Origin of the sequence: Oribacterium sp. HCP3S3_B9, assembly GCF_052064255.1 — a bacterium.
Lineage (GTDB): Bacteria > Bacillota > Clostridia > Lachnospirales > Lachnospiraceae > Oribacterium.
In genome coordinates this window covers 60,774-82,097 of record NZ_JBQHVY010000008.1, presented here as the reverse complement: position 1 = coordinate 82,097, position 21,324 = coordinate 60,774, and the positions used below count along the sequence as shown (strand labels likewise).

Below are 21,324 nucleotides of genomic sequence, written 5' to 3'. Positions count from 1 at the left end.
TTACTTCTCCCATGGAAGCTCGGACTTGCCGAAGTGACCGTAGCTGGATACCAGGTTGTAATCTACGTGGCGGAGATCCAGCGCACGGGTGATGCCCTTCGGAGTCAGGTCATAGTTGTGCTTGATTTCCTCCCAGATGGTATTACGATCCTGCTTTTCGGTACCGAAGCAGTCGACATATACGGAAACCGGCTCTGCGACGCCGATCGCGTAGGCCAGCTGTACCTCGCAGCGATCCGCCTTGCCGGCGTTTACGATGTCGCGGGCGATCTTACGTGCCATATAGGCAGCGGAACGATCGACCTTACTCGGATCCTTACCGGAGAAGGCTCCGCCGCCGTGATGTGCGGCTCCACCATAGGTGTCGGCGATGATCTTACGACCGGTCAGACCGGAATCGGCGAAGGAGGAACCGAGAACGAAGCGGCCAGTCGGATTCACCAGCACACGGAAGTCGGTGTTGAGGCCCATCTCCTCTGCGGTTTCCTTCATGATGCCGGAAACGATCTCACGTACCTCGTCGAGAGAGGTCTCCTCGGCATGCTGGGTGGAGATCAGGAAGGTGTCGATGCGGTGAGTATCATAATCGAAGGATACCTGTGCCTTCGCATCCGGACGAAACTTCCGGAAGCCGTCCTTCAGGTTGTAGGCACGCAGCTTGAGCAGCGCCTTCGTGGAAAGAACGTATGGAATCGGCAGCATCTCCGCGGTCTCGTTCGTCGCATAGCCGAACATCATACCCTGGTCGCCGGCACCGTCGTTATCAACACCCATCGCGATGTCCGGGGACTGTCTGGAAATCAGGTAACGGATGTTGTACTTCTCGACATCGGTGAGACCGATGTTGCGGAGTACATCGCGGATCAGCTTGTCGTAATCCGGCTCATAGTTGGAAGTGATCTCACCCATCACGGTGATTTCGTAATCCTTGATGATGGTCTCGGCTGCGATACGGCTGAGCTCATCGTGCTGCAGAATGTCGGTTACGATGGCATCGGAAATCTGATCACAGATCTTATCCGGATGCCCGTTGGATACCTGCTCTGATGAAAATAACATGTGTAAATCCTTTCTGGCGTAAGCCAAATGGTGTTTCGAAGTGTCTTTTGCGGATCAGTCGCTGTGAAGCACGGTGCCGGAATGTTCGATGAACGAGTCTCCCGGCAGGGGACTGATGTATAAAAAAGCCTGCCGAACAATCGACAGGCTGAAAATCCGCATCTTATTGCTCGAAACAAAACGTTCGCTCAGGTTAGCACCTTCCGTTTCCGGGGTTGCTGCGGCTTCATCGCTCCTATGTAGCTCCACCGTCTCTGAATAAGTTATGAAATTGCGCACCGATTTCTCAAGTGCGGATAGTACTATAGCATGAGTTTTGGTTGTGTGCAATAGGATTTCGAGATATAATTTGGTTCAGTTTCATTTATTTGCATGAAAATACATTTTCCTGTACATTTTCATTCATAAATCGCCTATACTGGTCTGATCATAAACATAAACGAGGTACCCTATGCCGATTAAAGTACAGAATGATTTACCTGCGAAGCATATCCTGGAGAACGAGAACATCTTTGTGATGGATGAGAAGCGAGCGCAGTCTCAGGAGATCCGACCGCTTAGGATCGCGATTCTGAACCTGATGCCGCTGAAGGAGGACACGGAGCTCGATATCCTCCGCGTGCTGTCGAACTTCCCGATTCAGACAGAGATCACCTTTATGACCGTGGCGACCCACGAGTCGAAGCATACCGACGCCTCTCATCTCAATAAGTTCTATGTGACCCTGGACCAGGTGGAGCAGGAGTACTTCGATGGTCTGATCATCACCGGCGCACCGGTCGAGAAGCTTCCGTTCGAGGAGGTGGAGTACTGGCCGGAGCTTACGGAAATCATGAAGTGGTCCGAGACCCATGTCTTCTCGACCTTTCACATCTGCTGGGGGGCGCAGGCCGGACTCTACTATCATTATGGCATCGAGAAGCGTCTGCTCCCGGAAAAGCTTTCCGGGATCTATCGTCAGAAGGTGCTCCACCGGAAGAAGATGATCATGCGCGGCATGGATGATTATTTCAATGTGCCGATCTCCCGCTATACGGGCATCGATGAGGAGGCGGTACGGAAGAATCCAGAGCTTTACGTCGTCGCGGAAGCGGTGAAGCCGGAAGAGGGCGGCAGCTATATGATCCTCGCCTGCTCGAGCCGTCAGATCTTCATCACCGGCCACTCCGAGTATGATAAGTACGACCTCGATAAGGAGTATAAACGCGATGTGAAGAAGGGCCTCGATCCGAAGCTCCCGGTCGGCTACTATGAGGATGATGATCCGTCAAAGGAACCCATCCTCAGCTGGCGTTCGACCTCGAACTGCACCTACACGAACTGGCTGAACTTCGTGTACCAGGAGACCCCGTATGATCTTCATGAGCTGTCACCGGTACAGGCAGACAGCTATCTGAAGGGCGACCATGTAGAAGAGCGTGATACGATCATGATGGCCGGCAAGAAGTCCTGAATCAGATCCTGAATCGGGCACTGTGCGTATATGGACAGGAGTTCAGAACGGCATCGCATGATGCTGTGCACCATCTTTGCAGTATACATACATTAAGACAATGAAAAATGGAGGCAAGTCCTGATGGACAGCCTCCGTTTTCTTTAGAAATAAATATACAGATATGGATATTCAGACATCAGCATACAGGATTATCTACATTGACCTTATCCACTTCCTGGAAAGGTGCAAGGGTAGAAACCATCTTAACCGTCTGATCGTAGGCGTTCTTTACATAGTGCACCTCACCTGGCTCGATATGGATGAAATCGCCTTCGCTTAAGGTGTGGCAGACGCCGTCAACCACGATATCGACTTTTCCCTCTAAGATATAGAAGTTCTCTTCCATGACATTATGATAGTGTGCCTGGAAATCCTGCCCCGGCTGGAACTGAACCAGTGCATAGTTCATGCGAGGTCCCTTCATCAGATACTTCGGGCCGCTGTCACCGAAACGGTATTCAAAATCTTTCTCATTTACTACAAACATGTCTATTTCCTTTCTTTTCTTCTTGTGAACTCTGAATCTGAGTTTCACTTAAATGTTTTATACGAATCAGGTACTGCTTACAGGCCTGGCGCGATCCACATATTCTTCGTGAGCTTTCGATCGCAGAGTGCGAGGTTTGCCTTGTAGACCTCCCGCCATACCGGATACATCTCATCGTAGATCTTTTTATTTTCGAGGTTCGGTGTAAAGGTTTTATCGATCTTTGCGCAGCGGGCAGCGCCTTCAGCGATAGAAGGATAGATCCCGACGCCATAGCCGGCCAAGATGGCTGCGCCGAGGGCAGTTGCCTCCTTCACGACCGGTGTAACCACCGTCTTTCCGGTGACATCGGCGAGAATCTGCGACCATAAATCACTTACGGATGCACCGCCGGCGAAGATCAGCTTGTCCGGCTCGTTTCCGGTGGCTTCCTTTACGAGCTCGATATGTCCTTTCACCAGCATCGCGGTATTTTCCAGGATGGAGCGGTAGAAGGTATACTTGTTAAACTTCTCTGGTAAAAGCTCGAAGTTTGTGAAGGTCGGCGCGGCATGCTTCCAGTTGATGAAGTTCATCACATCACTGAAGCAGCACATCATGCCATAGCATCCAGCCGGGATCTTCTCGGCTTCACGGTTCATCAGGTTATACGGATCGTCACCGATCTCCTTTGCTTTTCTCTTTTCCTCCTGACAGAAGCCATCGCGGAACCAGCGCATCACGAGGCCTGGTTTAAAGGCGAGCGCCTCGTACTGCCATACGCCGGGTACGGCATGACAGTTTACACGGACGCGTCCGTATGGATCGGTCTTTCCGCTGTCGGTATTAAATTCATACTGCCAGAAGCTGCCACCGAATACCGCGGCTTCGCCCGGCTTGCATGCGCCGACACCGATGGTGCCGAGCTGACAGTCACCACCGCCGACGACGACCGGTGTCCCCTCTGCGAGACCGGTTTCGGCAGCGCCCTTTGCGGTGACGGCACCTGCAATCGATCCGCATTCCAGAACGTCCGGGAAGATGTCAGTGCGCAGATGACACTTTGCGGCGATGTCGGTATCCCATGTACGTGTCTGCAGATCCAGGAGACCGGTGGTCGATCCGTTACTCGGCTCGACAGCGAGTACGCCGGTCAGCTTGTAAATCAGCCAGTCGTTAAACATGCCGACCTTTGCGGTCTTTTCGTAAATCTCCGGGAGATTGTTCTTAACCCACAGAATACGAGGAATCGCATTGAGCGCATAGCTTTGACCGGACTTCTTATACAGCGCAAGCTCCAGATCCGGATCCATCCGAATCAGCTCCGCGACTTCATCTGTGCTGCGGGCGTCGACATTGGCGCAGGCCCAGATCTCGTTTCCGTCCTGATCGTACAGGAGGATACCCTCACGCATGCAGGTGGTCGAAATCGCTGCGATGTCTGCAGGATCGATGCCGGTTTCGGCGAGGACGTTCCGAACACAGCTGCTGGCCAGTTTCCAGTTGAAGGTCCAGTCGAAGTCCATGCTTCCTGGAAAACGAGGGTCTTCGTTATGCGTCCACTCATGCTGAGAGCAGCCGATCTGGTTTCCCTCTACATCGAAGAGAACCGCACGTACGCTTCCGGTTCCGGCATCGATCGCCATTAAATATTTCTTCATTTGATAAACCATCCTTTCTTTCGAAATATATGATTATTGTTTGCTTTGATAAAGCTCCAGAATAGCGGCAGCCGTGTCCTCATCTGTGATCAGGACGTCGAGATAGCTGCCCATCAGGGTGGCGTAGATCGCTTCGATTTTATGCGGGCCACCGGCGACACCGATGACATTGTTGAAGTTCTCGATCTTGGTCAGCGGAGGACTCATCAGGCGCTTCTCGAGGTCACTGTCGATGAGATGTCCGTGGATGTCGATGAAGTGACTTAAAATATCCCCCACGGCGCCCTGCTTCTGCAGAAACAGGTAGTCATCCGGCGTCAGGATGGCGTTTTTGATGATGGTGGCAGCACTGGTGTCCATGCCACCGATGCCAACGACAGTGAAATCAGAAATCATGGCCATGTTTGCGATGCGCTGGATATCACTTTCCTTTTTCAGTTCTTCCATGATAGAGGAAGAGCTCAGAATCAGCGGACTCGGAATCAGATGCAGGCGGGCGTTGAAGATACTGGACTGCGCGTTCGGCAGGTAGTAATTGACACCACCGGTCAGCGAGATCACATTGATCGGACTTTCCGAGCGCTGGGCCAGATAGTTCAGTATCCGGCTCGGCGTATCGCCGTAGCCCATATTGATATAGGAATTATCCTTGATGCGCTGATTGATGTACATGGAGGCTGCCTGTGCCAGGGAATCGTTTAAAGAATCACCGGATGGCGGCGATGGGATGATCAGGACATCATTTAAATGAAACAGATCCTTGAAGTCCTTTTCCATATTCAGACGTCGGGTACTGCTGTTTCGAATCTGGAAGGTGATCAGCCCGTTTTCCTTTGCCTTATCGAGCAGACGAAGGATTTTGATACGGTTAATGCCCAGAAGCTTCGCGATTTCCTGCTGCGTCAGGTTCTCGATATAGTAATACCAGGCGATTTTAATCATTAATTCTTCTTCATAGTTATAGTTCTGCTCCATGATGAGATCCTCTGTATAAAAATCGGTGGCTAAACGCAACAAATGTTCATGGCATAAAAATATGTTTATCAAAAGTATAAAGAGCATTGTGCAAAATGTCAATATAAATAAAGCGTTCATTTGCACAGTTGTTAAACTGAACAATAAAATATTTGGAATGCGCGCTTGCTATGTTGACAAATGATAGTGACGGCGTTAATATAAGTTCATTAGTTGAACAAAAGTGCCCAATGCAATGGAGGAAAGGTCATAATGGAGAATAACAATAAACCAGGAGCTGAAAATCTGCTGCAGGTTTGCGATATTTATAAATCCTTTGGCGATAATGCAGTTCTGAAGGGCATGACATTAAGCCTGAAAGCCGGAGAAGTCCTCTCCCTGATCGGAGGTAACGGTGCTGGAAAAAGTACCTTAATGAAGATCATTATGGGCATCTATACACATGACAGTGGAAAGGTTTATGTCGATGGTAAGGAGATGACGGCAGGCAAAACGACCGAGGCCCTGTCCAGCGGCGTATACATGGTGCCACAGGAGCCGCTGCTTTTCCCGCATATGAGCGTGGAAGAGAATATCCTCATCGGTTTTACCAGACCACAGGCGGAGCTCCATAAGGAACTGATCGATACGATGAAGAGCATCGGCTGGAACCTGGAGCTGAACCGGAAGGCGAATACGCTCTCGATCGCAGAGCAGCAGCTGGTTGAGCTGCTGCGCGGACTGCTGAGACACGCGAAGATCCTGATTCTGGACGAACCGACCAGCGCACTTACCTTTAAGGAAGTAGAAAGCCTGTTCAAGGTGATCAAGGACTTAAAGGCACAGGGTATCGGCATCATCTACATCACCCATCGTCTGGACGAGGTGTTTGAAATTTCGACCGACGTCGGCATCATGCGGGATGGACGTATCACCCTGATGGGAAAGATCGGAGAATTCACGAAGGCTGCGCTGGTAAAGGGACTTTTACCGGATGCCACAGATCAGCAGGAAGTCGTAAGCAAAACCGATGTTGATTACACGAAGGCACCGGTGCTGGAGCTTCGGAACTTCAGCGGCTATGGGTTTAAGGATATTTCCCTGAAGGTGTACCCTGGCGAGATCCTGGGCGTTGCAGGCGTGGTTGGTGCCGGACGAACCGAGATGGCACAGACCATCTTCGGTATGGATAAGGTGCTGGGTGGTAAGGTCTATCTGGATGGACAGGATATCACCGGACTGAGTACACAGAAGGTGATGAAGGCCGGCCTCAACTATGTTTCCGAGGATCGACATGCCGATGGTATTTTCAAGATTTCATCGGTTGCATATAACATCACAAGCGGAATCCTGGGTGAATCTTTCATGGGAAAGGTTTTCCTGGATACAAAAAAGGAAAAGGAACTGACACAGCAGTACATCGATGACTTCCGTATCAAGGTAACCGGACAGGATCAGGAGCTGGGAAGTCTTTCCGGCGGTAACCAGCAGAAGGTCGTCATCGGACATGCACTGGCGACCGGTCCGAAGCTGATCATCCTGGACGAGCCGACACGAGGTATCGATGCAGGTGCACGAACCGATGTCTATAACATCATCAAGGGTCTGTCGAAGAAAGGCCTGGCTGTACTGCTGATTTCATCCGATATGGAGGAAATTATCGAATTGAGCGACCGGGCAGTGACCATCCACCAGGGACGACTGAACTGTGAGTTTGCACGATCAGAAATCAATCAGGAGAATCTCACGAGAGCTTCCTTCGGTGTTGTTGGAAAGGAGAAAGAATAATGAACAGTTTACGGACACTCTTGAAAAAGAGAGAAATGACGAGCTTCTTTTTCCTGATTTTACTTTTTGCAGTGGTTGGCTGTATCAATCCGGCGTTTCTGGCGGTAAGTAATATCGCCGCCTGCTTTAATTCGTCGGTTGTTTTCGTCATTATATCGGTGGGCATGGCATTTACCATCATGGTCGGAGAAATCGACGTATCGGTAGGCTCCTGCCTCGGCATGACCGCCGTGGTTGTGGGTTCCATGATCTGTAACGGTGCCAGCTGGGCGGTCGCTTTTGCGGTCGGCATTCTGATCGGTATCATCGTCGGCTGCATCAATGGCTTCGGTGTGGCGATCATGAAAGCACCTTCACTGATTTTTACCTTAGGTGTAAATGGTATCTTACGAGGCCTGATGTTTATCTACACGAATGGTGCAGATGTAAATAATATTCCGAAGAGTTTTAAGGATATTTCCGCGAAGGCACTGCCGGGCATCAAGATTACCTATTATTTCATCGGAGCGCTGATTCTTACACTGATCGTCCATCTTCTTCTTACCAGAACGCGAAAGGGAAGATACGTAAAGGCGGTCGGCGATAATGCAGATGGTGCTAAGCTGGTCGGTATCGATCCGGTCAAGACCAAGTTTCTGTCCTATATCATCTGCTCTGTGATGGCGTCGATTGCAGGCATCCTGTTCTGCAGCCGTATCGGTATCGTCACCACCTCGAGTGGTAATGGATATGAGATGACCGCCGTGGCCGCCTGTGTATTGGGTGGTATCAGCCTTACCGGTGGTGTGGGAAGTGTGATCGGATCTGCCATCGGCGCGGTCATCATGAGTTCCATCAGTTACCTTCTGGTATTTATGGGCTTCTCGTCCAATTATAATGATGCGATTACAGGAAGCATCCTGATCGTGATCGTCGTCGTCGATTCTGTCATGCAGATTCGGTCCAGAATGAAGTTAAGACATGAAAGACTGCAGGCAAGAACACGGGATGATATGGTGACGGAAGGAGAGAATGCATGATGAGCGGAAATGTTTCAAGTGAAAATAAAAACAAGCTGAAAGCAAAGCTGAACTGGAACTGGTTCCTGATCGCCGTCATTCTGATCGAAATTCTTATTTTCGGCGTAACCAATCCGAAGTTCCTGAATGTTTCGTCGATGTTCCGCAGTATGAATGACTTCGTTCCGATCGGTATCATCGGTATCTTCGTCACACTGGTCATGATCACCGGCGGTATCGATATCCAGGCAGGCTCCATCGTAGGACTGACCTCGATCATCATCGGTGTGGCGTGGCAGGACTGGGGACTCAATATCTGGGCGGCGGTTGCACTGGCTGTCGTGATCGCTATCTTATGTGGCATCCTGACCGGATTCTTCATCGCGTACTGTGGAGTGCAGGCGATGGTGGCGACGCTGGGTGGCAGCTTCCTGTATGCCGGCCTTGCGCTGATGGTATCCACCATGAGTAATACACCGTCCTACATGGGTATCACGAATTTTCCGGATGCATTCCGAGCGATGACCAAGTTTAAAATCGGTAAGATCTCACCGGGCCCGGCGATCGTTTTTCTGATCGTAGCCGTCATCATGGGCATCGTGCTTCATAAGACCAAGTATGGACGTAAGATCTTTCTCGTCGGTGTGAATCCGAATGCCGGCAGCTTCTCGGGCATCAATACGAAGAGAGTAGTCCTTTCTACCTATGTGCTGAGTGCGATCGGTGCGGCCATCGCAGGTATCGTTCTTACCTCGTACTACAACATCGCAAAGTCCGATCTCGGAAGTACATTCACCATGAATATCATCACCGTTGTTGTGCTGGGTGGTACCTTATCGACCGGTGGAAAGGGAAATGTACTCGGCACCGTGCTGGCGACCATCATTATCGGACTGATCAAATTCGGACTTCCGCTGTGCTTCGGTATCAATGCACAGTACCTGGATGCGCCGATCGGCATCCTGCTGGTCGTTGTTCTGCTGGGACGTGCACTGATGGTCCATCCGGCGTTTGTAAACTACCGTGCAAAATGTAAAAGTCAGCGGCAGAAGGCAGCTGCATAAACCAAGTTAGATCATATCTAAACATACATATCAAACATCCAAAGGAGGAAATGTAATGAAGAAGATTTTATCAACCGTATTAGTAGGTGCGATGCTGACATCTATGCTCGCAGGCTGTGGTGGAAACACCAAGGCACCAGAGACAACCGCAGCAGCGAAGGCAGAGACCACTGCAGCTGCAGCAGAGACCACCGCAGCAGCTGCAGAGACCGAGGCTCCGGCAGCAGAGAGCACATCCGGTGCAAGCGTAGAAGGAAAGACCGTTGCGTTTATTCCGAAGCTGACCGGTAACGCATTCTTCGAGGTTGCCAATGATGGTGCTCAGGAGTTCGCAAAGAAGTGGAACATCAACGTAAACTACATGGGCAGCTCAAGTGCAGCCGTAGCAGATCAGGTATCCGTTATCAACCAGGCGATTTCTTCAGGCGTAGATGCCATCTGTATCTCCACTGTAGATGCAGCAGGTGTTTCAGATGCACTGAATGAGGCGAGGGATGCCGGTATCGTTGTCAGCACATGGGATTCGGACGCAAACGTTGAGGATAGAAGCCTTATGGTTTCCCAGGGAACACCGGAAGTTTTAGGACAGATGCTCGTTGATATGGCTGTGGATGGCTTAAAGGCAAGAGGCAAGGATCCGGAGAAGGATGAAATCAAGTACTGCTGGCACTATTCACAGGCGACCGTAACCGATCAGAACAGCTGGCAGGTTGCAGGTGAAAAAATCATCGCTGAGACCTATCCGAACTGGACCAATGTTCACCCGGATAACTACTATTCTGAGCAGGATGCAGAGAAGTCCATCACGGTAGGTGAGGCTGTTCTCGATGCAAACCCGGATATCGACGTCATCATCTGTAACGACTCTACTGCTCTTCCTGGCCAGTTACAGGCTGCAGAGAACAAGGGCTATAACAAGGACAACGTAACCATCACCGGTTTCGCAACTCCGAACGCTGTAAAGCAGTACTGCATAAACGGAACTCTTTACAACTGGGGTCTCTGGGATGCAAAGCTTCAGGGCGCTATGGGCTGCTACGTCGCTGCATATCTCGCTGCAGGTAACACTGTGAAGGTCGGCGATTCCATCGATATCCCTGAGATCGGCTCCTGCGAAGTTCTTGCAAACGAAAGCATCTCCGCTGGTGCAGCTACCGGTGATGAGAATAATGGTGTCGTTCTTCTTCCAGAGCGTCTCGTATTCACCGCTGAGAACATGAACAATTATGATTTCTAAATCATAAATACTACAAATATAACTGAATATAACTTATGATATGTATGTTGTAACAAACTGAATATAGTCGAAAGGAAACACATCGATGGCAGATTTAGAGGGACTTAAAGTAGCGAAGGATTATCACGTAGATACACCATTTGCAAATCAGGATGGATTTTATCTTAAGGGCGCAAATAATCTGGATTGGGGAATGAAGCATCATCTTGCGAATATCTTTAATCCGAAGAGCGGAAACACCGTGATGTTTGCGTTTGACCATGGTTATTTCATGGGCAGCACGGCCGGCCTGGAGCGACTTGACTTATTACTGCCGAAGCTGGCACCATACGTTGACTGCTTTATGGGCACGAGAGGCGCGATTCGCACATGCTTAAAACCGGAATTCACCAATGCGATTGCACTGAGAGTATCCTCTGGTTCAAGCATGCTGCAGGATGATCTGAGTCATGAAGTCGTAGCTGTAGATATCGAGGATTCCATTCGTATGAATGCGGACTGTATGGCATCACAGGTATTTATCGGTGCAGATGGACAGCTGTCCAGCATCGATAACCTGAGCAAGGTGATCAATGCCGGTATGCGCTACAGCATCCCGACCCTGGGCGTATGTGCCGTAGGTAAGGAGATGGAGCGTACCGACCGTTTCTTCAAGCTGGCGACTCGTATCATCGCAGAGATGGGCTGTCAGATCGTGAAGACCTATAACTGTGAGCACTTCGAAGAAGTCGTATCGGCCTGCCCGGTACCGATCGTCGTAGCCGGCGGTAAGAAGCTTGCAGAGAAGGATGCACTGACCCTGGCTTATGAAGTGATTCAGAAGGGCGCACGTGGTGTTGACATGGGACGTAATATCTTCCAGAGCCAGCATCCGGTAGAGATGGCGCAGGCGGTTCATAAGGTAGTGCATGAAGGCTTTACAGATAAGGAAGCATTCGAGTTTTATGAGGATCTCATTCACTGATCTGATGAATGAAGAGAAGAGGGGGGCAGACCGAAAGGTCTGCTCCCCCTTTTATGATGGATGAAATATAAGTCACGGCTGGGGATCGCTGCGTGAAGGTATGCGCGCTCGCTAAACCATCCGAAGAGGACGACGGATCTGAAAGAGCTACGATTGAAACAGAACCTGAAAAAGAGGAATCCCCCTCTGGGATTCCTCTTTATATGCTAAGCATTTAAGCTTATGTTTTATGTTCCATATTCGATTTAAAAACTTAATAGTACAACGGAGTATCTCCTCTAGGTACTAAGCCTATATGGTTAAAATAGCTTTGTGCTATCTTTTCTGGATATCTGTTCTATTTTGTTTTTATAAAGATGATAATATCGCGCGGGCCTGGTGAAAGATCCTTTATCTGGAGAAACACTCCGATGCTGAATAACATGACCGCTTATGCGCTGTTATCGATGGATTTTATCTTTCGTGAAGCCCGGAGATATTATCAACGAACTGTGCTGGAATCATCGTTTTCATACCTCCTTCCTTTTTTATCGTTTCGGTGATTTGTCGAATCACCACTTTGTTAACGTCTGAATCTTCCTTTCTCGTCAGAAGATTTTCTGTTAACGAATCTTTTTTTATCTTGTGTCTATATAGTACCACTCGGAAAAACTTTTAGCAATACTTTTGTCAGAGGAAAATATTTTTATTTTTGCATCTGCAGTCCATGCGCCTTATAATGAACATAGACAGCAGAAATGGAGTGCATAATATGGTGAAACGTAACCCGGTGGAGAAGAAAATACAGAGAAAGTGCTACGTGGTCGGGTTGATCGCCTTCGTGAGTGCACTTTTTCTGGCTTATTTTTTATTGGGAAATATCAGGAAAAATGAACAGGCTGCAGCGACGTATACCGCACAGAATACAGTTCGCAGAATCCAGTCTCAGCTGGATGAGTATGTGACCTGCTCGAATGTGCTGGAAAATGTCATTCTGGCCGGATATGAGCTGAACGAGGAGGGATTCTCTACGCTGGCGAGTATGCTTCCGAATGAAGATGGTGTGGTGAAGGCCTTCGAGCTGGCACCGAAGGGGGTCGTCGCGGAGATTTATCCGATGGAGGAAAACGCAGAAGCGATCGGGCTCGATCTGCTGACGGCGCATGAACGGGCGGTCGATGCGAAGCTGGCGAAAGAAAGTATGGAATATACCATCGCGGGCCCGTTTGAGCTCAGACAGGGTGGCATCGGTGCGCTTCTGTTTAATCCGGTATATCAGACGAAGGCTGCGGAGCAGCGGGAGTTCTGGGGCTTCATCGTCCTGGTCATCGACTGGGATAAGTTTGTGGCGAAGATGGGACTCGACCGTCTGAGTGAAGCCGACTACTGCTATTGGATCTGGAAAGAGGACAGTGTGACCGGCGAGCCGAATGTGCTGGTGCAGTGCCCGCATTCATTTCCGAAGGATCGACTGACGGTAGACTGCACGCTTCCGAATGACAGCTGGTACTTCGATATCATCCCATCGGATGGCTGGATTCCGATATCCTACTGGATTTCTGACGTCGTGATCTGCTATGTTTTATCGCTTCTGATCGCTGCGCTGTTCTATCTGTTCTTTATGAAACGTTATCACGAACAGCAGTATGCCGAGAAGCTGCAGCTGTCGGCTGCAGAGGCGCAGGAGGCGAGTGAAGCGAAGACACGCTTCCTCTTCAATATGAGCCATGATATCCGGACGCCGATGAACGCCATCATGGGCTTCACGGAGCTGCTGAATCGAAATCTCGATGATCAGGAAAAGGCGAGAGGCTATCTTCGGAAGATTCAGAACGCAAGCAGCCTGCTGTTGACCATCATCAATCAGGTGCTGGAGATGGCCAGAATCGAAAGCGGTACTGTGACGCTGAAGCTCGAAGCGGCGGATCTCAGTGCACTGTTCCACTCCGTCAATACGGTGTTTGAAGCCGACATCCAGAAAAAGAATATCCAGTACTCCGAGGACGCCCATGTGCCGCATAAGTTTGCGTACTGTGACAAGACGAAGCTGGAGGAGATCTATCTCAATATCGTGAGCAATGCCATCAAGTACACCCCGGATGGACACGCCATCCGCGTGGAGATTCATGAGCTTCCGTCCGAGGATAAGAAGAAGGCATGTTATCGCTTCACCTGTGAGGACAGCGGCATCGGCATGAGCGCGGACTATCTGCCTCACATCTTCGATGAATTTTCCAGAGAGCATACTACGACGGAGAATAAGGTCGTCGGCACCGGTCTCGGACTTCCGATCGTCAAATCCCTCATCGAACAGATGGGTGGCACGATCCAGGTAGAGAGTACCCAGGGTGTCGGCACGAAGTTCACCGTTGACCTCACGCTGACGCTCGCTTCCCGGGAGGAAGTATACTCGTCGCCGGAGACATCGGCGGAAGCGGAGCACGCGAAGCTCAGAGGACGCCGTATCCTGCTCGCGGAGGACAACGAGCTGAACGCCGAGATCGCGATCGAGCTGCTCGGGGAGGAAGGACTTCTCATCGAGCGTGCGGCGGATGGAGAGGAGTGCTGCACGATGCTGGCACAGGCACCAGAGGGCTACTATGATCTCATACTCATGGATATTCAGATGCCGGGAATGAACGGCTATGAGGCGGCGGCAAAGATCCGCGGTATGGCGGATGTGAAAAAGGCAGGCATTCCGATCATCGCGATGACCGCAAACGCCTTCGCGGAGGATCGTCAGGCGGCGTTCGATGCCGGGATGAACGCACACGTCGCGAAGCCGATCGACATGGCCGTGCTGCTGCCGACACTGCTGCGCTGGCTCTGACGCAGGCCAATGTTTACATCAGGAAGCGGCACCGAGGTGGAAACGCCGGCGGAGCGATCCTGTGTGCGCACCATACGGAATCGATGCTTCCGAAAGAGGAGCTCGGGATATGAATGGAGAGAATATGACGAAGGATGAAGCGCGGGCACTGATCCGCGAAAAAAAGAAAGCACTGACAGCGGAGTACCGTGCGCAGGCGAGTGCGGAGATCGCGACACGTTTTCTCTGCTATCCGATTTTTCAGCAGGTGGATTCGATTTTCTGCTACGTGAATACGGAGGACGAGCCGTCGACGCGGGAGATCATCGAGACGGCCTGGCAGATGGGAAAGCTCGTAACGGTGCCACGTTGCATCCCTGGATCGGAACATCGTATGGAGGCAGTGCAGATCATGAGCTGGGATGATCTTGTGCCGGGGGCGTATGGACTGCTGGAGCCGAAGGCGGGGCTGCCGGTGGTGGATGCGTATAAGATTGCGCTGGCGGTGGTGCCGTGCATCGCAGCGGATCGCTATGGCCGGCGGCTGGGCCATGGGGCGGGCTACTATGACCGCTTCCTACAGGGACAGACGATGTATATGTACTGTCTCTGCTATGGGGCGCAGATGCTGCCGGAGGTGCCGGTGGATGCGCAGGACGTCACGATGAACCGTGTCTTCTCCGAGGATAAGGTCTATAATCCGCGGCTGGCCAGCGACGATCTCCGGGAGGAGCTCGCAGCGGAGATACCGGCAGGTGGGATCCGTGCGTTTCTGAAGGGGCTGTTTCATCGAAAATAAGGAGTGTGCATCATGATCGACGAAGAAAAGATCGAGAAATTGAAGGCGTGGATGGACGATGCCGGGAGCGTCGTGTTCTTCGGTGGCGCGGGGGTGTCGACAGAGAGCGGAGTGCCGGATTTCCGAAGTAAGGATGGACTCTACAATCAGCATGATGTCCGCTTCGATCAGTATCCGCCGGAGTATCTCCTGAGTCACAGCTGTCTCGTAAATGAGCCGCAGGTGTACTTCGAGTTTCACCGGCAGAAGATGGATACACGGGCGGTGCAGCCGAATGCGGCTCATAAGTATCTCGCGGCGCTCGAAAAGACAGGAAAGCTGAGCGCCATCGTGACGCAGAACATCGATGGACTGCATCAGAAGGCGGGCAGTCAGGTGGTGTATGAAATTCACGGCAGTGCACTTCGAAACTACTGCATGCGCTGCGGGAAGACCTATCCTTCGGACTACATTTTCGAATCGAAGGAGCCGATTCCGCACTGCAGCTGCGGCGGTGTGATCCGTCCGGGCATCACCCTCTACGAGGAGAGCCTCCCGGAGACTGCGGTACGAGGCGCGATTCAGGCCATCGCTGCGGCGGATATGCTGATCATCGGTGGCACCTCACTGACGGTATATCCGGCGGCTTCCTATATCCAGTACTTCCGCGGGAAGTATCTCGTGATCATCAATCGGGATGCACTTTCCGTGCGGATGCGTGCCGATACCCTGCTCATCCAGGATAAAATCGGTGAGGTGTTCACGCGACTGGCGGAGCTGCAGGGGCTATAGCAGTCGTAGCATATCCTCCGGGAGCGGTGCGGTCAGTTCGAGGAGCTTCCCGCTGATCGGGTGCCGGAAGCGGAGACGCCAGGAGTGGAGTGGCTGACGGGTGATGAAACGCTCATCCGGATGGTAGAGAAAATCGCCCGGGAGCGGGTGCCCGAGGTACTTCATATGCACACGAATCTGATGGGTACGTCCGGTTTCGAGCTTCAGGCGCAGGAGACTCAGGTCTTTTTCTTCATTATAAGAAAGCAGCAGGCCGTGCGTGACGGCGTAGTCCCCCTGCACGTAGTCGATGCAGCGTTCGATGACGGAATCTTCCTTCCGACCGATTGCTGCGTCGACGGTGAAGTGTAGGCCGAGGACAGGATTCGTCGGATCGAACAGTGCCGGGATGTTCGCAAGGGAGTCTGGAAAGCGGCCATCCAGATTCTGCAGACGGGCGCGCGCATAGACTGGATCTGCGGAACGGTTCAGATAAAGTCCACTCGGAAGCGGGGTGCCGCTTAGTGTGCGGATGCCATCCTGAGGACTTTCTTTAACAGAGCGTGTTTCACACTGGTCGGCGTGCGTGCAGCGGGACACAGTGGATGCCTGTAAAGCAGCCCCTGTATCCGCGCATCGGAAGAGGTCCCGCACATCTCCGGAGGCGATGGCGAGGTACTCGCGCTGGATCGCATGCGCGCGAATCATATCGCCGAGGCGGGCTGCTGCGTGCATGTTCTTCGCGGCGATCAGCAGACCGCTCGTGTCGCGGTCAAGGCGATTCACGATACGGTTCACATAATGCTCGTAGCCGAGGACGTGGTGTGTGTACCAGCAGAGTGCGTTTCCGAGCGTGTGCTCATAGTGCCCCATCGAAGGATGGATCGGAAGCCCGGCCGGTTTATCGACGACCAGGATATCCTCGTCCTCATAGACGATCGACAGCGGGATCTCGGTCTCGACGACATGCGGACTGTCCTCGGTCTCGAGGATGTTGCAGCGAAGCCGATCGCCGGTAGCGAGGACTTCCTTCAGGTAGCTCCGGTGCCCGTTCAGGACGAGCCCGTCGATACCGTCCACCTTCGTTTCCGCTGTGTGGCCAATGCTGACTGGGGAAGCACAGGTGGTCCGGCTGTTCGCATTGGCCGCCGAAACATCGACGAAAGTGTGGATCGTCGCGGTGCTGGCACAGATGCTCTGGTCGTCTGCATTGGCCGCCGGTAGATCGGTGGTGATGTGCTCTGCTGCGCTGAGCGCACGGGTGTTCCGGAGGTGGTAGAGTGTCGTCCGGGAGTAGCCCTCGGAACGAAGAAAAGCCTCCACGGTGTGGCCGTGGAAGCTTTCTGGGATGATATAGTCGATCTGTCGCAGGTTTTCTGCCATAATCTCACTTTCATAGAGGACTGCGGGATGCAGCGAGATACAGTTGCTTTTCTGCCGAAGCGGAAGTGATCCGTGCACGGCAGAAGGTGCTCTGCATGGAAAAGAAGCAAAATCGGATTACTTTTCGCTGCTGAAGTGGAAGGTGTCCTTGAGGCCGAGCCACTTCTGATCCTTATCGGAGAGATTGAGCGGGGTGCCATCCTCGAGGGTGTAGCCTTCGGCACTTGCGGAACCAGGGTAGGTGCCCCGGAGCTGCGGCCACTGGATGTTGATCTCCGGATCGTTCCATGCGAGACCGGACTCATCGCCCGGATGCCAGAAATCGGTGACCTTATAGCAGAACTCAGCGACATCGGAGAGTACCAGGAAACCGTGCGCGAAGCCCTCGGAGATGTAGAACTGCTTCTTGTTCTCCTCGGTGAGCTCGACGCCGTAGTACTGGCCATAGGTCGGGCTGCCTTCACGGAGGTCGACGGCGACGTCGTATACAGAACCCTTGATGACGCGGACGAGCTTGCCCTGCGGGTACTGCTTCTGGAAGTGCAGACCACGAAGAACGCCCTTCGTGGACATGGACTGATTATCCTGAACGAAGACCATGTCGAGGCCGGCCTCGTGCATATCCTTCTGATTATAGGTTTCCATAAAATAGCCACGTGCGTCGCCATGAACGCTCGGCTCGATGACATAAAGGCCTTCAATCGGTGCCTTGGTAACTTTGATCTGTCCCATGATATATCTCCTTACATCTTTATAAGCATGAATCGGTTGTCTGACCGAAGTCGTACCTATTATAAGGCGACGCGACAGAAAAAGCCACAGTGGATTTTCTGACATAACGGTTCAGGCAGTGGGACCCGGAGGGGTGATAACGAAGGCACAGTACTCCGAGACCGGTGAACTCTAAGCCGGGGACCCTATCCTACAGAAAAATAAAAATAATTATTAATTTCACTTGACGAATGCGTGTAAAAGGAGTAATATACGGATAAATCAATAATGGTTATTGATTTTGAGTTCACTGTTTAGGAGAAACGATGAATTATTCAAGACAGCGCGAGGAAGTCCTTGATCAGCTTAGCTGGCATAAGGATCATCCGACAGCGGATGTGATTTTTGCAGAGCTTCGTGACAGGGATCCGAACATCAGCCTGGCGACCGTCTACCGTAATCTGAAGCTTCTCGCGAAGAACGGTACGATTCAGAAGCTGAGCTTCGTATCTGGTGCGGATCACTTCGATCCAAATGCAGAAAAGCATGTGCACTTCGTATGTGACCGCTGTGGCGGCGTCTTCGATGTGCCGATGCCGGAAGCGGATACACTGGATGAAGAGGCAGCACAGCATGTGCCGGGGATCGTCACCGGCCATGATCTGGTATTTCATGGGATCTGTGAGCGGTGCTGTGAAGCAGGCGAAGCGGAGGGATCTGCAGGCGATGCTCTCGGATGATTCAGCGCGAAGAGATGGGGACATGAAGGAAGTGACCGGTGTCCGCGCTCATCGGCAGCGAATGGAGTAAGAACGGATAAACGAAAAATTATGTAGCAGAAGCTGCTCATTTAAAAGGAGAATGAATTATGAAGGTAAAGACTTGGGTATGTTCCGTATGTGGTTATGTTTACAAGGGAGAGGTTCCACCAGAGGAGTGTCCGGTATGCCATGCGCCGGCGGAGAAGTTCGTTGAGCAGGAAGAGGAGATGACCTGGGCGGCAGAGCATGTGATCGGTGTTGCAAGTGATGTTCGCGAGGATATCAAGGAAGACCTGCGCGCAAACTTCCAGGGTGAGTGCACCGAGGTTGGTATGTATCTTGCGATGTCCAGAGCAGCTTACCGTGAGGGTTACCCGGAGATCGGTGAGTACTATAAGACCGCTGCATTTGAAGAGGCTGAGCACGCAGCGAAGTTTGCGGAGCTTCTTGGCGAGGTCGTTTCCCCATCCACGAAGGAGAACCTCACCGTACGTGTCGCTGCAGAGAACGGCGCAACGGCTGGTAAGGTAGACCTTGCGAAGCGTGCGAAGGAGCTGAACCTCGATGCGATCCATGATACCGTTCATGAGATGGCACGTGACGAGGCAAGACATGGTAAGGCCTTTGCCGGTCTTCTCAAGAGATACTTCGGCTAATATAGTAATAAAAACCATGTGAAATGGCGTTGTATATTTTTTAACAAAGGGAGGGCAGAGTCGTTGACGATGCCCTCCTTTTGGTATAAACTACAAGCGATTATGGCTTAAAAGCTTCATTTTAAGCGCTACTGAAACCCCGTGTTTATGTTGAAGGATAGAAATAGAAGGTGGCATTTATGACAGAGAAGAAACCAGTTTTACTGATGATTCTTGATGGATATGGTATCAACCCGAATCCAGAGGGAAATGCAATTGCGATGGCGGATACACCGGTGATGGATCGGCTTGAGAAAGAGTATCCGTTCGTAGAGGGTCAGGCTTCCGGACTGTATGTAGGTCTTCCAGATGGTCAGATGGGTAACTCCGAGGTAGGCCACATGAATATGGGTGCTGGCCGGATCGTTTATCAGGACCTCACGAGAATCACGAAGTCCATCCAGGATGGCGATTTCTTTACGAATCCGGAGCTCGTGGCAGCGGTTGAAAACTGCAAGAAGAATGGCTCCGCACTGAACCTGATGGGTCTCGTTTCAAACGGCGGTGTACATTCTCACCTCGAGCATATCTTCGGTCTTCTCGAGCTTGCGAAGCGTCATGGCTTAACGAAGGTGTATCTCTATGCCTTCCTCGATGGTCGTGATACACCACCAGATTCCGGTAAGGCGTTCCTCGAGGAGGTCGAGGCGAAGATGGCAGAGCTCGGTGTCGGTGAGATCGCGATGATCTCCGGCCGTTACTATGCGATGGACCGTGATAAGAACTACGATCGTGTCGAGAAGGCATACGATGCGATGACGAAGGGGATCGGTCACCACTTCGCGTCCGTATCCGAGGCGATGCAGAGCTCCTATGATGAGAAGGTATACGATGAGTTCGTGGTTCCGTGCGTGATCGAGAAGGAGGGCGCTCCGAGACATATGATTCAGGATGGTGATTCCTGCATCTTCTTCAACTTCCGTCCGGACCGTGCACGTGAGATGACCCACTGCTTCTGTGATGATGAGTTCAGCTTCTTCGAGAGAGGAAAGCGTCTCGATACTACGTTTGTATGCTTCACCGATTATGATGCGACTATCCCGAACAAGCAGATCGCGTTCCCGAAGCAGAGCATCACGAAGACCCTCGGTGAGTATGTTGCATCGCTTGGTTTAAAGCAGCTTCGTATCGCAGAAACCGAGAAGTATGCACACGTTACCTTCTTCTTTAACGGTGGCGTAGAGGAACCGAATGCCGGTGAGGATCGTATCCTCGTTCCGTCTCCGAAGGACGTTCCGACCTACGATCTGAAGCCGCAGATGTCCTGCCCTGAGGTGTGCGAGAAGCTGGTGGAGGCGATCAAGTCCGGGAAGTATGACATGATCATCGCAAACTTCGCAAACCCGGATATGGTCGGTCATACCGGTGTGATTCCAGCGGCTGTAAAGGCCATCGAAGTGGTGGATCATGCCGTCGGAGAGGTTGTAGATGCCATCAAGGAGGTCGGCGGTCAGATGATGATCGTCGCCGATCATGGTAATGCCGATATGATGATCAACTATGAGACCGGCGAGCCATGGACCGCACATACCACGAATCCGGTTCCGTTCATTCTGATCAATTCGAATCCGAACTGGAAGCTTCGTGAGGGTGGCGCACTCTGCGATATCGCACCGACATTGCTCCAGATGATGGAGATCCCGCAGCCGGAGGAGATGAGCGGCAAGTCTCTCATCGTTGAAAAGTAAGCGCTGCTGAGCTGCCGTGCCGTCCGGCTTCGGCCTCACGGCACTGTACAGAGAGTTTGAGGT

Annotated in this window: 17 protein-coding genes, 2 pseudogenes and 1 riboswitch; of the genes and pseudogenes, 12 read left to right on the top strand and 7 right to left on the bottom strand. The window is 51.8% G+C overall.

Going from position 1 to position 21,324, the window contains the following annotated elements; all coding sequences use genetic code 11:
- Entirely contained in the window at positions 1 to 1,059 is a 1,059-nt protein-coding gene (metK, locus tag ACTNC3_RS06035) for a methionine adenosyltransferase (RefSeq protein ID WP_410042908.1), read from the bottom strand.
- A 160-nt stretch (positions 1,060 to 1,219) separates the two neighbouring features.
- Positions 1,220 to 1,324: riboswitch (SAM riboswitch) on the bottom strand.
- 186 nt (positions 1,325 to 1,510) lie between these two features.
- On the opposite strand from metK, the gene ACTNC3_RS06030 reads away from it, so the two are divergent.
- Positions 1,511 to 2,512 carry a homoserine O-succinyltransferase gene (locus ACTNC3_RS06030; protein WP_441226807.1) on the top strand — a complete coding sequence of 334 codons (1,002 nt, stop codon included), beginning with the start codon at positions 1,511 to 1,513 and terminating at the stop codon, positions 2,510 to 2,512.
- A gap of 178 nt (positions 2,513 to 2,690) precedes the next feature.
- Here ACTNC3_RS06030 and ACTNC3_RS06025 read toward each other — a convergent pair whose 3' ends face one another.
- The 3 genes from ACTNC3_RS06025 to ACTNC3_RS06015 form a co-directional block, all read right to left on the bottom strand.
- On the bottom strand, positions 2,691 to 3,041 hold the full coding sequence (locus ACTNC3_RS06025; protein WP_441226806.1) for a cupin domain-containing protein: 351 nt from the start codon (positions 3,039 to 3,041) through the stop codon (positions 2,691 to 2,693).
- A 77-nt stretch (positions 3,042 to 3,118) separates the two neighbouring features.
- Entirely contained in the window at positions 3,119 to 4,681 is a 1,563-nt protein-coding gene (gene lsrK / locus ACTNC3_RS06020) for an autoinducer-2 kinase (RefSeq protein WP_441226805.1), read from the bottom strand.
- A 33-nt stretch (positions 4,682 to 4,714) separates the two neighbouring features.
- Positions 4,715 to 5,656, bottom strand: coding sequence for a sugar-binding transcriptional regulator (locus ACTNC3_RS06015; RefSeq protein WP_441226804.1), 942 nt, complete (start codon positions 5,654 to 5,656; stop codon positions 4,715 to 4,717).
- A gap of 252 nt (positions 5,657 to 5,908) precedes the next feature.
- On the opposite strand from ACTNC3_RS06015, the gene ACTNC3_RS06010 reads away from it, so the two are divergent.
- The 8 genes from ACTNC3_RS06010 to ACTNC3_RS05975 all read left to right on the top strand — a co-directional run bounded on the left by ACTNC3_RS06010 (position 5,909) and on the right by ACTNC3_RS05975 (position 16,044).
- Positions 5,909 to 7,423, top strand: a complete 1,515-nt coding sequence (locus ACTNC3_RS06010; RefSeq protein WP_441226803.1) for a sugar ABC transporter ATP-binding protein — start codon at positions 5,909 to 5,911, stop codon at positions 7,421 to 7,423.
- Positions 7,423 to 8,442 (top strand): ABC transporter permease, encoded by a 1,020-nt coding sequence (locus ACTNC3_RS06005; RefSeq protein WP_441226802.1) that lies wholly within the window; start codon positions 7,423 to 7,425, stop codon positions 8,440 to 8,442. The genes ACTNC3_RS06010 and ACTNC3_RS06005 overlap by 1 nt, the downstream gene beginning before the upstream one ends.
- Positions 8,439 to 9,485: an ABC transporter permease gene (locus tag ACTNC3_RS06000; protein WP_441226801.1), complete on the top strand. Its 1,047-nt coding sequence runs from the start codon at positions 8,439 to 8,441 to the stop codon at positions 9,483 to 9,485. Before ACTNC3_RS06005 ends, ACTNC3_RS06000 begins: the two co-directional genes overlap by 4 nt.
- A gap of 55 nt (positions 9,486 to 9,540) precedes the next feature.
- Positions 9,541 to 10,722 carry a substrate-binding domain-containing protein gene (locus tag ACTNC3_RS05995; protein WP_441226800.1) on the top strand — a complete coding sequence of 394 codons (1,182 nt, stop codon included), beginning with the start codon at positions 9,541 to 9,543 and terminating at the stop codon, positions 10,720 to 10,722.
- A gap of 85 nt (positions 10,723 to 10,807) precedes the next feature.
- The gene (gene lsrF / locus ACTNC3_RS05990) at positions 10,808 to 11,686 is read left to right on the top strand and encodes a 3-hydroxy-5-phosphonooxypentane-2,4-dione thiolase (RefSeq protein WP_441226799.1); all 879 of its coding nucleotides are present in this window, start codon (positions 10,808 to 10,810) and stop codon (positions 11,684 to 11,686) included.
- A gap of 751 nt (positions 11,687 to 12,437) precedes the next feature.
- Positions 12,438 to 14,495 (top strand): ATP-binding protein, encoded by a 2,058-nt coding sequence (locus ACTNC3_RS05985; protein WP_441226798.1) that lies wholly within the window; start codon positions 12,438 to 12,440, stop codon positions 14,493 to 14,495.
- 109 nt (positions 14,496 to 14,604) lie between these two features.
- Positions 14,605 to 15,273 (top strand): 5-formyltetrahydrofolate cyclo-ligase, encoded by a 669-nt coding sequence (locus tag ACTNC3_RS05980; RefSeq protein ID WP_441226797.1) that lies wholly within the window; start codon positions 14,605 to 14,607, stop codon positions 15,271 to 15,273.
- Positions 15,274 to 15,285: 12 nt separating this feature from the next.
- Positions 15,286 to 16,044 (top strand): NAD-dependent protein deacylase, encoded by a 759-nt coding sequence (locus ACTNC3_RS05975; protein ID WP_441226796.1) that lies wholly within the window; start codon positions 15,286 to 15,288, stop codon positions 16,042 to 16,044.
- Here the strand turns inward: ACTNC3_RS05975 and ACTNC3_RS05970 are convergent.
- The 3 genes and pseudogenes from ACTNC3_RS05970 to rfbC all read right to left on the bottom strand — a co-directional run.
- Positions 16,039 to 16,386 (bottom strand): annotated as a pseudogene (locus tag ACTNC3_RS05970) (pseudouridine synthase); the annotation flags it as partial. The gene ACTNC3_RS05975 and the pseudogene ACTNC3_RS05970 sit on opposite strands and share 6 nt — an antisense overlap.
- A gap of 294 nt (positions 16,387 to 16,680) precedes the next feature.
- Positions 16,681 to 17,406, bottom strand: a pseudogene (locus tag ACTNC3_RS05965) (pseudouridine synthase); the annotation flags it as partial.
- A 117-nt stretch (positions 17,407 to 17,523) separates the two neighbouring features.
- Entirely contained in the window at positions 17,524 to 18,138 is a 615-nt protein-coding gene (gene rfbC, locus ACTNC3_RS05960; protein ID WP_410042913.1) for a dTDP-4-dehydrorhamnose 3,5-epimerase, read from the bottom strand.
- Between the two features lie 305 nt (positions 18,139 to 18,443).
- On the opposite strand from rfbC, the gene ACTNC3_RS05955 reads away from it, so the two are divergent.
- The 3 genes from ACTNC3_RS05955 to gpmI all read left to right on the top strand — a co-directional run bounded on the left by ACTNC3_RS05955 (position 18,444) and on the right by gpmI (position 21,261).
- Positions 18,444 to 18,857 (top strand): Fur family transcriptional regulator, encoded by a 414-nt coding sequence (locus ACTNC3_RS05955; protein WP_441226795.1) that lies wholly within the window; start codon positions 18,444 to 18,446, stop codon positions 18,855 to 18,857.
- Positions 18,858 to 18,985: 128 nt separating this feature from the next.
- Positions 18,986 to 19,534 (top strand): NADH peroxidase, encoded by a 549-nt coding sequence (locus tag ACTNC3_RS05950; RefSeq protein WP_410042915.1) that lies wholly within the window; start codon positions 18,986 to 18,988, stop codon positions 19,532 to 19,534.
- Between the two features lie 179 nt (positions 19,535 to 19,713).
- A complete protein-coding gene (gene gpmI, locus ACTNC3_RS05945) occupies positions 19,714 to 21,261 on the top strand; it encodes a 2,3-bisphosphoglycerate-independent phosphoglycerate mutase (protein WP_410042916.1) in 1,548 nt (515 codons plus the stop codon).
- Positions 21,262 to 21,324: the final 63 nt, after the last annotated feature.

What these genes read in the sequence shown, in the direction of transcription:
- ACTNC3_RS06025 (WP_441226806.1), bottom strand. Translation starts at nt 3,041, where the DNA reads ATGTTTGTAGTAAATGAGAAAGATTTTGAATACCGTTTCGGTGACAGC.
- ACTNC3_RS05995 (WP_441226800.1), top strand. Translation starts at nt 9,541, where the DNA reads ATGAAGAAGATTTTATCAACCGTATTAGTAGGTGCGATGCTGACATCT.
- ACTNC3_RS06000 (WP_441226801.1), top strand. Translation starts at nt 8,439, where the DNA reads ATGATGAGCGGAAATGTTTCAAGTGAAAATAAAAACAAGCTGAAAGCA.
- ACTNC3_RS05950 (WP_410042915.1), top strand. Translation starts at nt 18,986, where the DNA reads ATGAAGGTAAAGACTTGGGTATGTTCCGTATGTGGTTATGTTTACAAG.
- metK (WP_410042908.1), bottom strand. Translation starts at nt 1,059, where the DNA reads ATGTTATTTTCATCAGAGCAGGTATCCAACGGGCATCCGGATAAGATC.
- ACTNC3_RS05985 (WP_441226798.1), top strand. Translation starts at nt 12,438, where the DNA reads ATGGTGAAACGTAACCCGGTGGAGAAGAAAATACAGAGAAAGTGCTAC.
- lsrF (WP_441226799.1), top strand. Translation starts at nt 10,808, where the DNA reads ATGGCAGATTTAGAGGGACTTAAAGTAGCGAAGGATTATCACGTAGAT.
- ACTNC3_RS06010 (WP_441226803.1), top strand. Translation starts at nt 5,909, where the DNA reads ATGGAGAATAACAATAAACCAGGAGCTGAAAATCTGCTGCAGGTTTGC.
- ACTNC3_RS05975 (WP_441226796.1), top strand. Translation starts at nt 15,286, where the DNA reads ATGATCGACGAAGAAAAGATCGAGAAATTGAAGGCGTGGATGGACGAT.
- gpmI (WP_410042916.1), top strand. Translation starts at nt 19,714, where the DNA reads ATGACAGAGAAGAAACCAGTTTTACTGATGATTCTTGATGGATATGGT.
- rfbC (WP_410042913.1), bottom strand. Translation starts at nt 18,138, where the DNA reads ATGGGACAGATCAAAGTTACCAAGGCACCGATTGAAGGCCTTTATGTC.
- lsrK (WP_441226805.1), bottom strand. Translation starts at nt 4,681, where the DNA reads ATGAAGAAATATTTAATGGCGATCGATGCCGGAACCGGAAGCGTACGT.
- ACTNC3_RS06030 (WP_441226807.1), top strand. Translation starts at nt 1,511, where the DNA reads ATGCCGATTAAAGTACAGAATGATTTACCTGCGAAGCATATCCTGGAG.
- ACTNC3_RS05955 (WP_441226795.1), top strand. Translation starts at nt 18,444, where the DNA reads ATGAATTATTCAAGACAGCGCGAGGAAGTCCTTGATCAGCTTAGCTGG.
- ACTNC3_RS05980 (WP_441226797.1), top strand. Translation starts at nt 14,605, where the DNA reads ATGAATGGAGAGAATATGACGAAGGATGAAGCGCGGGCACTGATCCGC.
- ACTNC3_RS06015 (WP_441226804.1), bottom strand. Translation starts at nt 5,656, where the DNA reads ATGGAGCAGAACTATAACTATGAAGAAGAATTAATGATTAAAATCGCC.
- ACTNC3_RS06005 (WP_441226802.1), top strand. Translation starts at nt 7,423, where the DNA reads ATGAACAGTTTACGGACACTCTTGAAAAAGAGAGAAATGACGAGCTTC.